The organism is Arachnia rubra (genome assembly GCF_019973735.1).
Classification (GTDB): domain Bacteria; phylum Actinomycetota; class Actinomycetes; order Propionibacteriales; family Propionibacteriaceae; genus Arachnia; species Arachnia rubra.
The window spans coordinates 1,677,052-1,690,971 of the sequence record NZ_AP024463.1 but is presented as its reverse complement, the minus strand read 5'-3'; the positions used below and the strand labels follow the sequence as shown (position 1 = coordinate 1,690,971).

Here is a 13,920-nt window from a genome sequence, read left to right as displayed (position 1 = left end):
AGCACCCTCAGCGAGATGGGCCGCCGAACATGATCTCGTCCCAGCTGGGGACATGCGCACGACGGCGGCGCGATCTGGGCTGTGGGGCCGTGTCCTCAGCCTCTATCAGTGATTCCTGGACCAGGCCGACGGGGGGAGTCTCAGCTGCTGGCTCAGGGAAGCCAGCTTCCGGCAACCCATCGAAGTCAGCCTCCGGCAATCCGGCAAAGTCGTTAATGATCTCCGTTTCCTCGAAGCCCTCCTCCGCTGCTTCTACCGAATCCGCTGATTCTGCCGGCGTCTGCTCTCCGGTTGTCTCCTCCTCAAAAGCCTCTGAGGCCTCATCATCCAGGCCGACATAGATTCTCACCGAATCCTCGCTCACGCCACTGAGCATGTCGTACAGGTCATCGAGCTCGGAGGTGGCAGGGCCATCATCGAAGCTGTCAGTGGGGACGTCATCCCCTGGGAGAGCCGGTGGGGGGGGATGGCTGGGATGTTGCACGCACCAGTGCGAACTCATCATCGAAATCGATGGTGTTTTCGTTGTCGGGATCCTTGCTGCCAGGTAGCTCCTCACCAATCATCCAGCGGGCATCCGGGTTGTCGGCCACCGTGAACCGACCCCGAGGGTCGAAGACGAACTCCGCCCGCCGCTCGTGGCTCTCCAGTATCCCCACCAGCCTCCACCTGCGGTCGGGTTCCCGCCATGAGTCCCAGGCTATGGCGTCAGAGTCGATGCCGCGTGCCTGCAACCTGAGGGAGATCAGCTCCCTCAAACGACGATGTCCCGAGCCATCACCGCGGCGCCTGACCGCACATCCTAAAGCGGTGGTGGTCATATGCTCGCGCTCTGCCAGTACCGGCAAGGCGAATCCCTCAATCCGTGTCGGCTCCACTCCGGCTTCCGTGGCCACCTCGGCAAGCGTGGCCCCTCCACGGATGCGGGACTGGATCTCCCGCGGGCTCAATGCGCTGTCCATGCAAACTCCCCTTGTGTCTGATTGAACAACCTACCAGCCGACACCACCTGAAACCGGGACTTGCGCCACACGCAGGATGTGGTACACATAGCCCCGATCATTTTCGGGACAAACTGACGGCGAAACCAGGAGGGACCGCGACATGGCCACCGACTACGACGCACCGCGTAAGAACGACGAGGAGATGAGCGAGGACTCGCTCGAGGAACTCAAGACGCGTCGCAACGACAAGAATTCCGGCAAGGTGGATGAGGACGAAGTCGAGGCTGCTGAATCCTTTGAGCTACCGGGAGCCGACCTTTCACACGAGGAACTCACAGTACGTGTGCTGCCACGGCAGTCGGACGAGTTCACCTGTGCTTCCTGCTTCCTTGTCAAGTCTCAAAGCCAGCTAGCTGAGACCAAGGGAGATCTCAAATACTGTGTCGACTGCGTCTGAGTAGGTTCACAGTTCCATCTTGCTACGGAGCTTTCCTGGGCCCTTGTGCCCGGTGTTGGAGAACCAGCGGCGCTGCATGTAGCGATTCATCGTGAGCTGCGCCATACCCACACCGAGACCGCTGCACAGCGCCCAGATGAGTGCCTGGGTCAATGGAGTCTCAGGATCATTCGGATCTGGCGGGACATCTCCCGTGGCGGTCTCCCAAGCTTTCGTGATCAGCTTCTGGGCGACAAACGTGGTAGCCGTGCCAAGCACGCCCGCGTAGATCTTCCACAGGACCTTCTCCTCAACAGCCATGATTGGGCTTCCTCTCACTTGATCTTGAGGATCCCTATTATGTCCCTGATCCCAGTTTGGCTACAGTCGCGCTACATTGACCGGGTGACTGAGATCCCAGTAGTCGTAGACCTCCCTGGGCAGGTTCCTGCCTACGCCCGCGAGGGAGATGCTGGAGCGGATCTGCGTACCACGCAGGCGATAACACTCGACCCTGGAGAGCGGGCCCTGGTGGGCACCGGGGTGTGCATCGGCCTTCCCGCGGGAACCGTCGGACTGGTCACCCCCCGGTCCGGACTGGCCACGAGCCGTGGGTTGGGGATCGTCAATAGTCCTGGCGTCATCGACTCGGGTTATCGTGGTGAGATCCGCGTTTGTCTGATCAACCTCGACACGAAGGAGCCGGTGCGACTGCAGGCTGGTGAGAGGATCGCCCAGCTGGTGGTTGTACCCTTCTTGCCTGCCCGATTCACCCCGGTGGCCGAGCTCGATGAGACGGAGCGCGGCCAAGGGGGTTATGGTTCAACCGGACAGCACTGAATCTCAGGGAGCAGCATGGAAGCCACCGATGAGGAAAAGGTCGACGAGACGGCCGAGGACGAGGAGAGGGAGAAAAGCGACGAGGAGAAATGGGCGGAGATTGACGAGGACTTCGATCGTGATGAGGGTCCCTTCGACATCGAAGAGGTGGACCTGGATCAGGACGACGTCCAGCGCATCGATCTCGGGGCTCTCGTGGTCACTCCCTTCGAGGGCATGCAACTCCAGCTTCAAGTCGATGAGGCCAAACAGCAGGTCCAGTCCTTCCTGGTGGGAGATGGCGCCTCAGCCATGGAAGTGGCGTTGTTCGCCGGTCCGCGGCGCACGTCGATGCTGGCCGAGATCAGAGACGAGATAGCTGCCGCCTCGGAGAAGGAAGGCGGTGAGGTTACCCTGCTTGAGGGTCCTTTCGGAGTCGAGCTGCGTCGTCGCCAACCAGTCACTGACCCGCAGGGCAGGCAAGGCATCCACGTTTCCCGTACCTGGCTGGTCGGCGGTCCTGGATGGGTGCTACGAGGCATCGTCTTCGGCCGCGCTGCTCTAGAACCAGAAGACGAGGACGCGGTGATAGCCCTTCTCGAGTGCTTCGGTAATCTTGTGGTCCGCAGGGGAACTGCGCCTGCGGTACCTGGAGGTCTCATCCCCCTGAGCGTGCCGAACCTGGAGCAGAAATGACCCACGAGCAACAGGGTCTCCTACAACGCCTGCGGCGTTTTCTGTCCCCTTCCGAGGAGCTAGAGGCAGAGGACCTGAAAGAGCGTTCCCGCGACTGCGGCGCTAGCCCTCTGTCGGAATGCTGTGAGCGTTCCAAGGTGAAACTCCGGGGGACTGTCCGCTGGGTCACTAGCCTCGACATGGGGGGCGTGGAGGCTCTGCTCACCGACGGTACGGGCAGCATCGAGCTGAACTGGACCGGCCGCCGCCGGCTGGACTGCATCACCCCCGGCTGTGACCTCGTCGTACAAGGCAGGATCTCCTCAGGTGATGATGGACTCGTGATGTACAACCCTGAGTTCGAGGTCGTCAGCTAGGGATTCCGCCATATTCAGGAGTTAGTTCATGTGGCTGCCATCACCTGAGGGTGCAGGCCGCCAGGTGCAGCCTCAGTGTGTTACGCATGTCCAGTCCACCCTGGCATCAGCCGAGTAAAATCGGCTCACACCTCTTCCAATGTCACTATCAAGGGATGATCCCCATCAGCCTGTGTAAGCGAACATCGAACTGAGTTCGCCCTCGGTGTCCTGGCTGACCACGAAAAGCATCTCGTCCATGGCCTCGAGTGCGCTATCACGCTCCGGTACCAGCGGGATGCCATCGCGGATGATCGCCACCAGGACCACTTCCCGGGGTAGCTCTAGATCCCGGATCCGGCGCCCGACGAACGGGCTCTGTTTGGGCAGCCGGATCTCTGAGAGGTTCGTCGCAGACTTGGTGAAGGTGAACAACCTCACCAGGTCACCCGTCTCAACGGCTTCCTCGACCAGAGCTGACATGATGCGAGGCGTAGAGACAGCGACATCCACGCCCCAGGCCTCATCGAAAAGCCACTCATTGCCAGGGTGGTTGATGCGGGCGACAGTGCGAGGCACACCGAACTCTGTCTTCGCCAGCAGCGAATGCACCAGGTTCACCTTGTCATCGCCACTGGCCGCGATCGCCACATCGCAGTTCTCCAGCTCGGCCTCTTCCAGGTTCTGCAGTTCACAGGCATCGGCCTGGAACCACTCTGCGCCAGGCACCGAATCAGGATTGATGGCTGAGGGATCCTTCTCTATGAGCAGAACCTGATGGCCATTGCTGATCAGCTCGCGGGCGATCGACCGGCCCACGTTGCCGGCTCCGGCGATGGCTACTCGCATGGTATTTCCTTATAAGTCTCAGGGATGGGTCGGGGGAGCAGCGAAAAGGGATTCGACGGTGTCAGTCCTCTCCGTCTCACAGGCCACAAAGATCAGGTCCCCGTCCTGGAATACAGTCTGGGAGTCCGGCACGATACCGCGCCCCGTCCGGGAGATGAAAGGGATGGGCGCCTGCGCGGCCGCGGACAGGTCCCTGATCCGCTTCCCCACCCAGCCAGAGTGGACATACACCTGGAGTAGCCGCACCGTACCCGAGGGATCCCGCCATACGGGCTCGCTGCCTTCCGGTAACAGCCTGCGCATCACCTGGCCCACCGTCCAGCGCACGGTGGCCACGGTCGGTATACCCAGCCTCTCATACACGGCAGCCCTGCCCTGGTCGTAGATGCGGGCCACCACGTTGTCTATCCCATACTGCTCACGCACCACCCGGGCCGCCAGGATGTTGGAGTTGTCACCGCTGGAAACAGCTGCAAACCCGTCGGCGTGCCGGATGTCGGCAGCCTCCAGCACCTCCCGGTCGAATCCGACCCCGCTGACCGTGATTCCCTGGAAGTCGAGCCCGAGCCGACGGAACGCGTCCACGTTCACGTCGATCACCGCCACCGAATGGCCTCGCTCCTCGAGGCCCCGGGCCAGCATGGAGCCAACGCGGCCACAGCCCATGATCACGATGTGCACTTGCGTCTCCCTCCCGGTCCGGCGGATCCCGGACGCAGATCCGACGGTATCGCAATCACCCTGCCATGGGTCTACCGTAGGGCCTCGTGAACATCTATCAGGCGCTGAAGCGTGTGTTCGTCGGCCGCCGCCTGGCCAGTGCACAACTGGGGGAAACGCTTCTCCCGAAACGGCTCGCGCTGCCCGTGTTCGCCTCGGACGCGCTGAGCTCGGTCGCCTACGCACCCGACGAGATCCTGATCACCCTGTCCTTGGCCGGGATGACCGGCTACCTGTTCTCGTGGCAGATCGGGCTCGCGGTCGGGGTCGTGATCGCGGTGGTGGCGATGTCCTACCGGCAGACCGTTCGTGCCTATCCGACTGGTGGAGGGGACTACGAGGTAGCCGCGTCGAACCTGGGCAGGCACGCAGGACTGACCGTGGCGTCGGCGCTGCTGGTCGACTACGTGCTGACGGTCGCCGTCTCGGTTTCCGCCGGTGTGCTCAACGCCAAGGCGATGCTCCCCGGGATAGACGGCTACGAGGTGCCCATCGCGGTCGGGGTGATCGTCGTCCTGGCACTGATGAACCTGCGGGGCGTCAGGGACTCCGGGGGGGTGCTGGCCTGGCCCACCTACGTCTTCATGTTCTCAATGCTCTTGATGCTCGCCATCGGATTCTTCCGGATCCTGGTCCTGGGGCATTCGCTGAAGAGCGAGACCTCCGACCTGACGGTGATCGGTGCCCAGGGCGCCGACCAGGCCTTCGGGTGGGTGCTGGTCGCGATCATCACCCGGGCCTTCTCGTCGGGCTGCGCCGCGCTGACCGGCGTGGAGGCCGTGGCCAACGGCGTGCCATCGTTCCGCCCCCCCAAGAGCCGCAACGCCGCCTCGGTGCTCGGGTTGCTCGGGTTGATCGCTGTGACCATGCTCGTCGGGATCGTCCTGCTGGCAAACCTGACCCGTGTGCACCTGATCGACGAACTGACAGGAACCCACTACCTGAAGCCGGACGGCTCGACCATCCACACCGCGGCGGTGACCGTGACGGGACAGCTGGCGCGCACGGTCTTCGGCGACTGGTTCGTTCCGGGTTTCTACGTGGTCATCATCGCCACCCTGTCGATCCTGTTCCTGGCCGCGAACACCGCTTTCAACGGTTTCCCGAGCCTGGCTTCGATCCTCGCCAAGGACGGTTATCTGCCCCGGCAACTCCACACCCGCGGCGACCGGTTGGCCTATTCCAACGGGATCGTGCTGCTGGCCGTGGCGGCCATCGCCCTCGTCTGGGGTTTCAACGCCTCCGTGACGGCCCTGATCCAGCTCTACGTGGTCGGGGTGTTCATCTCCTTCACCGTCGGACAGACCGGGATGGTGCTGCACTGGAACCGCGCGCTCCGCGTCGAGAAGGACCGGGGCGAACGACGGCGCATGCAACGATCCCGCGTGGTGAACCTCCTCGGCGCGGGAATGACCGCCGTGGTGCTGGTGGTCGTGCTCATCTCCAAGTTCACCCACGGCGCCTACCTCGCCCTGGTTGCCATGGGATTGATGTACCTGCTGATGGTCCTGATCCGCAGACACTACGACCAGGTCAGGGATGAACTGGCCCTCCGCCCCGAATCCGACCGGGCACTGCCGAGCCGGGTCAGGGCGGTGGTGCTGGTGCAACAGGTGAACCTGCCCACCGCGAAGGCCATCGCCTACGCGAAGGCGGGTCGCGCCACATCCCTGATGGGGGTGACGATCTCCGTCGATGACGAGGAGGCGCGCGAGCTCATGGAGGCGTGGCGGAGGGAGGATTTCGGCATTCCGTTGCGCGTGATCGCATCCCCCTACCGGGAGATCACCCAGCCCTTCATCCGCTATGTGGCCGAGATGCGCACTGAGAACCCCAGGGACGTGGTGGCCGTCTACATTCCCGACTATGTGGTGGGGAACTGGTGGGAGCGACTGCTCCACAACCAGACCACCCTGCTGATCCGCACCAGGCTGCACTACATGAGCGGGGTGATGGTGATCTCGGTGCCCTACCAGCTCAGCAGCTCGCGGCGCCGCGAGGCCAGACAGGGCACCAGATGATCGAGGTCGAACTCGAACGGGTGGCCCACGGTGGTGTGGTCGTGGGGCGCTTCGACGGCAAGGTGATCTTCGTCACGGGCGGACTGCCCGGGGAGCGGGTGGTCGTAGAAATCACCGAGAAGGGCAGCCGGTTCGATCGGGGACGCGTGATCCGGGTTCTCGAGGCCTCCCCGGGACGGGTGGAGCCCCCGTGCCCGATCGCCGGAGAGTGTGGTGGCTGTGACTGGCAGCACGCCAGTCCCGAGCTCCAGCTCGACCTCAAGACGGCCGTCGTCGCGGAGCAGCTGTCCCGATTGGCGGGAATCACCTGGCCCGGGCGGGTGGAGGCCATCCAGCCGACGGTCAACTGGCGCACCCGGATGAGGTACTCGGTCAGCGGTGGTCGCGTGGGGCTACGCGGGCGGCGATCACACGAGGTTGTGTCACTGCCCGAGACGGGATGCCTCGCCGCTGCACCCGGCCTGTTCCCGGCTCAGTTGAACGAACTCGCGGAAGGAGCGGAATCGCTCAGCGTGGTTCGCGCGGCGAACAGGGTCAGCGTGCTCGCCGATGGAAAACTCCTGATCGGCCCACCCCGGGTCCGCGAGAAGGCGGGAAAGTTCTCCTTCCAGGTGGCAGCCTCCGGTTTCTGGCAGGTACACCCCAGGGCGGCCGAGACCCTGCTCGACGCCGTCATGGAAGGGCTCAAGCCCAGACAGGGGGATCTGGCGCTCGATCTCTACTGCGGTTCGGGGTTGTTCGCCGCGGGCCTGGATCACTCCGGGGCCGAAGTTTTCGGGGTGGAACTGGACCGGGAGGCTGCTGCGAATGCCCGCGTCAACGTGCCCCGGGGGCGTTTTCTGGCGCTGTCGTTGGCGAAGGCACTGCGACGGCTCCCTTCCGGGGTCGATCTGGTCGTCCTCGACCCACCCCGGCGGGGAGCGGGGGCCGCCGTGGTGGCGCGCGTGGCGGATCTCGCGCCCAGGGCCGTCGCCTACGTCGCCTGCGACCCGGCGAGCCTGGCCAGGGACCTGGCGGGTTTTGCGGTACGCGGATATGAGGCGGACCGGATCCGTGCCTTCGACCTGTTTCCGATGACCCATCACGTGGAGTGTGTGGCCATCCTGAAACCCGCCACGAGAACCTGAGGCGTTCACCGGCTTTTTGGGAACAGGGCGTCGCCGTGATATCTTGACGTCAAGATATGTGGCGTGAGGCGGACCAAGGAGAGCTATGAGCGTCAACAGCTTCGGGGCCAGGTCATCCCTCGAGGTGGGTGGCACCACCTACGAGATCTTCCGGATCGACGCGGTGGCAGGACACGACAGGCTGCCCTACAGCCTCAAGATCCTTCTGGAGAACCTGCTGCGAACGGAGGACGGCGTCAACATCACCGCCGACGACATCCGGGCGCTCGGGAACTGGGACGCGGGAGCCGAACCGAGTCACGAGATTCAGTTCACCCCCGCCCGCGTCATCATGCAGGACTTCACGGGTGTGCCCTGCGTGGTGGATCTCGCGACCATGAGGGAGGCGGTCACGGCCCTCGGGGGAGACCCCGCCAAAGTGAACCCGCTCTCCCCGGCGGAAATGGTCATCGACCACTCCGTCATAGCCGAGGTGTTCGGAACCCCGGCTGCCTTCGCCCGGAACACCGAGATCGAATACCAGCGCAACCGAGAGCGCTACCAGTTCCTGCGCTGGGGTCAAACCGCATTCGATGATTTCAAGGTGGTGCCCCCGGGTACCGGCATAGTCCATCAGGTCAACATCGAACACCTGGCGCGGGTCGTCTTCCCGCGTATCGTCGACGGTGTCCTCCAGGCCTACCCCGACACCTGCGTCGGCACCGATTCCCACACCACCATGGTCAACGGACTCGGCGTGGTTGGATGGGGGGTCGGCGGCATCGAGGCCGAGGCCGCCATGCTGGGGCAGCCGGTCTCCATGCTCATCCCACGGGTGGTCGGGTTCAAATTGACCGGCCGGCTCCCCGAGGGGACCACATCCACCGACCTGGTCCTGACCATCACCGAGATGCTGCGCCGACACAAGGTGGTCGGGAAATTCGTGGAGTTCTACGGCGAGGGGGTCTCCCAGGTGCCGCTCGCCAACCGCGCCACCATCGGGAACATGAGCCCCGAGTACGGTTCAACGATCGCGGTGTTCCCGATCGACGGGAAAACCATAGACTACCTGCGCCTGACCGGGCGCGACGAGACCCAGATCGCCTTGGTGGAGGCCTACGCCAAGGCCCAGGGACTGTGGCATCTAGACGATCACGAACCCGACTACTCCGAGTACATCGAACTCGACCTCAGAACCGTGGTGCCGTCCATCGCCGGGCCGAAACGTCCCCAGGACCGGATCCTGCTCACCCGTTCCCGCGACAGCTTCCGCGAGGTGCTGCCCACCTACACGGGCACCCCCGACGCCTCGGTGCCGGTAACCCTCGCCGACGGCACGTCCTTCGAGCTGAGGAACGGAGCCGTCACCGTCGCATCCATCACATCCTGCACCAACACCTCCAATCCGTCCGCGATGCTGGGCGCGGCCCTGGTGGCGAAGAAGGCCGTCGAGCGGGGAATGACCCGGAAACCCTGGGTCAAGACATCGCTGGCGCCCGGCTCCCAGGTGGTAACCGACTACTACACCAGGTCCGGGCTCGGAGACTACCTGGACGCGATCGGGTTCAATCTCGTCGGCTACGGCTGCGTGACCTGCATCGGCAACACCGGCCCTCTGATTCCCGAGGTCTCGGCCGCCGTGAACGAACACGATCTGGCCGTGGCCGCGGTGCTCTCCGGCAACCGGAACTTCGAGGGCCGGATCAGCCCGGACGTGAAGATGAACTACCTCGCCAGCCCGATGCTGGTCATCATCTACGCCCTCGCCGGCACCATGGACATCGACCTGTTCAACGACCCCATCGGCCGGGACCGCGACGGAAACGACGTGTTCATGCGGGACCTGTGGCCCACCCAGGCCGAGATCGAGGACGCCATCAGCTCATCAATCAGTTCCGAGATGTTCGCGTCCCGCTACGCCGACGTGTTCACCGGGGACGAGCGCTGGCGTTCGCTGCCCACCCCGAGCGGGGCGGTCTTCGAATGGGACGAGGAATCCACCTACGTACGCCGGGCCCCCTACTTCGACGGAATGCCCGAAGAACCCATCCCCGTCGAGGACATCGGGGGCGCCCGGGTGCTGCTGAAGCTGGGGGATTCCGTCACCACAGATCACATCTCCCCGGCGGGAAGCATCAAGCCGGACTCCCCGGCGGGCGCCTACCTCGCGTCCCAGGGAGTGGGCCGCCGGGACTTCAACTCCTACGGATCCCGGCGTGGAAACCACGAAATCATGATCCGGGGCACCTTCGCCAACATCCGGCTGCGGAACCAGGTGGCGCCCGGCACCGAGGGTGGTTTCACCCGCGACTTCACCCTTCCCGGGGCCCCGGTGACCACCGTCTACGACGCGGCCCAGAACTACGCGGCCGCAGGGATTCCGCTGATGATCCTGGCAGGCAAGGAGTACGGGTCCGGATCCTCCAGGGACTGGGCGGCCAAGGGCACGGCGCTGCTCGGGGTGAGAGCCGTCGTCGCTGAGAGCTACGAGCGGATCCACCGCTCCAACCTGATAGGGATGGGGGTCCTCCCGCTCCAGTTCCCCGACGGGGTCTCCGCCGACTCCCTCGGTCTGACGGGGGAGGAGATCTTCGCCGTCTCCGGCATTACCGAGTTGAACTCCGGCATCACCCCGCGCACGGTCAGGGTCACCGCAACCCGTCCCGACGGCACGGTGACGGGATTCGACGTGATCGTGCGGATCGACACCCCCGGGGAGCGGGCCTACTACCTCAACGGCGGCATCATGCCCTACGTACTGCGCAACCTGGCGAGGGCCTGAACGGCCCTCACCGGACCTCCGTGAGGCCCCTCCGGGGCCCTCGCGGGGTGGCACCACCCCCGGTTTCAGCAGCTCAAGGCCTTGTCGTAGCCGAAAATGAGGGGGGTGGTCGCGCGTGTTGACCCCTGTCGTACTAGTGTCGGTATCAAGCAAACGCATGGATGCCCAAGGTGGGGCAGCCAGAAACAATTACGAAGGAGTAACACATGCGTATCGCAATCCCGACCGAGGTCAAGAACAACGAGTTCCGGGTCGCCATCACCCCCGTTGGCGTCCATGAGCTCGTCAGAAGGGGCCACGAGGTCTACATCCAGGCGGGTGCGGGCGTCGGTTCTTCGATCCCGGATGAGGAATTTGTCGCGCAGGGTGCGAAGATCGTCAGCAACGCCGCCGACACCTGGGAGGTTGGCGAGATGGTGATCAAGGTGAAGGAGCCGATCTCCAGCGAGTACCAGTACCTGCGTGAGGACCTGACCCTGTTCACCTACCTTCACCTCGCGGCCGATCGTCCCCAGACCGATGCTCTGCTCAAGGCAGGCACCACTGCGATCGCCTACGAGACCGTTCAGCTGCCCTCCGGTGCGTTGCCGCTGCTTTACCCCATGTCCGAGATCGCAGGCTCCCTGGCCCCCCAGGTCGGTGCCCACGCCCTCATGAAGGCCCAGGGTGGGCGCGGCGTCCTCATGGGCTGCATCGGTGGCGTTCCCAGCGCCAAGGTCGTAGTCCTCGGTGGCGGTGTCGCGGGCCAGAACGCGGCCAATATCGCCATGGGTCTCGGTGCGGACGTCACGGTTCTCGACACCGACCTCGACAAGCTGCGCAACACCTTCTGGAGGTTCCACAACCAGGTACACGGTGTCGTGAGCTCCGCCCTCACCGTGCAAGAGCACGTCCTCCAGGCCGATCTGGTGGTCGGCACGGTGCTCATCCCCGGCGCCAAGGCCCCGAAGCTCGTCACCAACGACATGGTCGCCGAGATGAAGCCCGGATCGGTGCTGGTGGATGTCGCCATCGACCAGGGTGGCTGCTTCGAGGACTCCCACCCGACCACCCACGACGATCCGACCTTCCCCGTCCACAACTCGCAGTTCTACTGCGTGGCGAACATGCCGGGAGCGGTGCCGAACACCTCCACCTGGGCGCTCACGAATGCCACTCTTCCTTACGCGGTCCAGCTCGCCGACAAGGGCGCGGCCCAGGCGCTGAAGGACAACCCCGCGCTGGCCAAGGGCCTCAACACGGTCAAGGGCAACCTGACCTTCGCGGGCGTTTCCGAGGCGTTCAACCTGCCGCTGATGTCCCTGACGGAAGCGCTGGATCATGTCGGATGACCCCACAGCATCAACGCAGGCCGCCGAGGGGCAGGAGCATCTGCAGCGGAATCTGAAGAACCGCCACATCCAGCTCATCGCCATCGGCGGCGCCATCGGAACGGGCCTTTTCATGGGCTCGGGCAAGACCGTTCACCTGGCGGGACCATCGTTGCTGTTGATCTACCTGCTCATCGGGACGATGCTCTTCTTCGTGATGAGGGCCATGGGTGAACTCTTGCTCCACAATCTCGAGTACAAGTCCTTCCAGGATTTCGCCCGAGACATGCTCGGACCGTGGGCCGGGTACTTCGCGGGCTGGACGTACTGGATTCTGTGGGTCGTCACGGCCAGTGCAGAAGTCGTTGTCATCGCCGGTTACTTTGATTTCTGGATCAAGGACATGACCTGGTCGATGATCTGTACGTTCATTCTCCTGATGGCTTTGCTCGGCTGCAACCTGTTGACGGTCAAGCTGTTTGGTGAGATCGAGTTCTGGTTCGCCCTGATCAAGATCATCGCCATCCTGCTTCTGATCGTCGTCGGCATAGGAATGATCCTCGTGAACTTCCAGTCTGCTGACGGGACGACAACCGCATCGATCACTCACTTGTGGAGTGCCTATGGTCCATTGGGAATCTTCCCGGCCGATGGTGACAACTTCTTGGCGGCTTTCCAGATCGCGGTGTTCGCGTTCATCGGTATCGAGTTGATCGGAACGGCTGCGGCCGAGACCTCCGATCCGCACAAAACCCTGCCGAAAGCGATCAACGCCATACCGGTTCGGATCGTGATCTTCTACGTGCTGGCCTTGGCGGTCATCATGTCGGTCACTCCGTGGGACAAGATCGATCCGGGCATGTCACCGTTCGTGAACCTGTTCAGCATGGTCGGGTTCGTCGCTGCTGCAGGGGCCATGAACTTCGTGGTCCTGACCTCTGCTTCCTCCAGTGCGAACTCGGGGATCTTCTCAACCTCCCGCATGCTGTACGGGTTGTCCCAGTCGAAGCAGGCGCCCGAGTCCTTCGGGCATCTGTCGAAGCACCAGGTTCCGGCCAAGGCGTTGATACTGTCAGTGGCACTGACGTGTGTCGCCTTCCCGATCCTGGTCATCGGTGGGTCGGTGATGGAGGCATTCACCATGGTCTCCTCGGTATCGGTGGGACTGGTGCTGTTCATGTGGTCGCTGGTCCTGGTGTGCTACATCCGCTATCGGAAGTTGCATCCCGAGGCTCACAAGAATGCGGCATTCCGAATGCCGGGCGCCGCCTTCATGCCGTGGGTGGTGCTGGGCTTCTTCGGGTTCGTGGTCTATGTGTTGTTGCGCTATGACGACACCCGGATAGCCTTGGGGCTGACGCTCCTGTGGTTCGTGGGATTGACGATTTCGTGGTTCGTCAGAAAGAAGGTCCGCGGAGGCGTTTCTCAGTAACGAGTGCCCAATTCCAGAGAAGGAATTAGTTGGTGGGGTGCGGGGTGACCCGTGCTCCACCAACTCTCGTTTGAGGGCCTGACCTGCTGATCTGCACTGCAGTTTTTCCGGAGGCACTCGACGATGAGTTGCGTCTGGGGTGTCCGATTGGACAGGTGAGTTGGAAGCATCCGGAGCAGACCTTCCGAAAGCATTTGATTCCGGAGGATGGCGCAGCAGTCATGAAGCTCTGGGAATGAAAACCTGTGCCGTATTCCCGGAAGAGAGAGCCAGTGCCAAGCGTCGCAGCTTCCCCAGGTCTGCGAGCACCTTGGACCGGTTCTTCTCCCGGAGGATCCAGGCGGGCAGCCGGTGGCAGAGCTCCCAATACATCCAGGAACATCAGTGACCCACAGGAACAGGCGGGCACCGGAACCCGTGTCTCTGCCGGACCACATGGGAGCGGACTTCCTTCTTCTGCGCTCCGCAGA

At 63.4% G+C, this 13,920-nt stretch carries 14 protein-coding genes; 9 read left to right on the top strand and 5 right to left on the bottom strand.

The annotated features are described in order from the left end of the window. Positions 1-7: 7 nt before the first annotated feature. Together SK1NUM_RS07705 and sepH are read right to left on the bottom strand one after the other, a co-directional pair. Positions 8-364 (bottom strand): hypothetical protein, encoded by a 357-nt coding sequence (locus SK1NUM_RS07705; RefSeq protein WP_223927417.1) that lies wholly within the window; start codon positions 362-364, stop codon positions 8-10. Positions 365-437: 73 nt separating this feature from the next. Next, on the bottom strand, positions 438-962 hold the full coding sequence (sepH, locus tag SK1NUM_RS07700; protein ID WP_223927415.1) for a septation protein SepH: 525 nt from the start codon (positions 960-962) through the stop codon (positions 438-440). A 142-nt stretch (positions 963-1,104) separates the two neighbouring features. Between sepH and SK1NUM_RS07695 the strand changes: the two genes are divergently transcribed. Further along, positions 1,105-1,401, top strand: a complete 297-nt coding sequence (locus SK1NUM_RS07695; protein ID WP_212320903.1) for a DUF4193 domain-containing protein — start codon at positions 1,105-1,107, stop codon at positions 1,399-1,401. A 6-nt stretch (positions 1,402-1,407) separates the two neighbouring features. On the opposite strand, the gene SK1NUM_RS07690 is transcribed toward SK1NUM_RS07695, so the two are convergent. Next, positions 1,408-1,701 (bottom strand): DUF4235 domain-containing protein, encoded by a 294-nt coding sequence (locus SK1NUM_RS07690; protein WP_212320902.1) that lies wholly within the window; start codon positions 1,699-1,701, stop codon positions 1,408-1,410. 84 nt (positions 1,702-1,785) lie between these two features. Between SK1NUM_RS07690 and dut the strand changes: the two genes are divergently transcribed. From dut to SK1NUM_RS07675, 3 genes are read left to right on the top strand one after another with little or no spacing between them, the layout of a single operon-like run. Further along, a complete protein-coding gene (gene dut, locus SK1NUM_RS07685; protein WP_212320899.1) occupies positions 1,786-2,220 on the top strand; it encodes a dUTP diphosphatase in 435 nt (144 codons plus the stop codon). Positions 2,221-2,235: 15 nt separating this feature from the next. Beyond that, positions 2,236-2,895 carry a DUF3710 domain-containing protein gene (locus SK1NUM_RS07680; RefSeq protein WP_212320897.1) on the top strand — a complete coding sequence of 220 codons (660 nt, stop codon included), beginning with the start codon at positions 2,236-2,238 and terminating at the stop codon, positions 2,893-2,895. Then, positions 2,892-3,251, top strand: coding sequence for an OB-fold nucleic acid binding domain-containing protein (locus tag SK1NUM_RS07675; protein WP_212320896.1), 360 nt, complete (start codon positions 2,892-2,894; stop codon positions 3,249-3,251). The genes SK1NUM_RS07680 and SK1NUM_RS07675 overlap by 4 nt, the downstream gene beginning before the upstream one ends. A 165-nt stretch (positions 3,252-3,416) precedes the next feature. On the opposite strand, the gene SK1NUM_RS07670 is transcribed toward SK1NUM_RS07675, so the two are convergent. After that, complete coding sequence (locus SK1NUM_RS07670; RefSeq protein WP_212320895.1) at positions 3,417-4,079, bottom strand: potassium channel family protein; 663 nt, start codon at positions 4,077-4,079, stop codon at positions 3,417-3,419. Between the two features lie 18 nt (positions 4,080-4,097). Beyond that, complete coding sequence (locus SK1NUM_RS07665) at positions 4,098-4,745, bottom strand: potassium channel family protein (protein ID WP_212327593.1); 648 nt, start codon at positions 4,743-4,745, stop codon at positions 4,098-4,100. 101 nt (positions 4,746-4,846) lie between these two features. Here SK1NUM_RS07665 and SK1NUM_RS07660 point away from each other — a divergent pair, with 101 nt between their 5' ends. From SK1NUM_RS07660 to SK1NUM_RS07640, 5 genes are all read left to right on the top strand, one after another. Then, positions 4,847-6,820 (top strand): APC family permease, encoded by a 1,974-nt coding sequence (locus tag SK1NUM_RS07660; RefSeq protein ID WP_014846571.1) that lies wholly within the window; start codon positions 4,847-4,849, stop codon positions 6,818-6,820. Then, entirely contained in the window at positions 6,817-7,947 is a 1,131-nt protein-coding gene (locus SK1NUM_RS07655; RefSeq protein WP_061786982.1) for a class I SAM-dependent RNA methyltransferase, read from the top strand. Before SK1NUM_RS07660 ends, SK1NUM_RS07655 begins: the two co-directional genes overlap by 4 nt. A gap of 85 nt (positions 7,948-8,032) precedes the next feature. Next, the gene (gene acnA, locus SK1NUM_RS07650; protein ID WP_212320894.1) at positions 8,033-10,708 is read left to right on the top strand and encodes an aconitate hydratase AcnA; all 2,676 of its coding nucleotides are present in this window, start codon (positions 8,033-8,035) and stop codon (positions 10,706-10,708) included. A 206-nt stretch (positions 10,709-10,914) separates the two neighbouring features. Further along, entirely contained in the window at positions 10,915-12,039 is a 1,125-nt protein-coding gene (ald, locus tag SK1NUM_RS07645; RefSeq protein ID WP_126377892.1) for an alanine dehydrogenase, read from the top strand. Next, entirely contained in the window at positions 12,029-13,450 is a 1,422-nt protein-coding gene (locus tag SK1NUM_RS07640) for an amino acid permease (RefSeq protein ID WP_212320893.1), read from the top strand. Before ald ends, SK1NUM_RS07640 begins: the two co-directional genes overlap by 11 nt. The last annotated feature ends 470 nt before the right edge of the window (positions 13,451-13,920 follow it).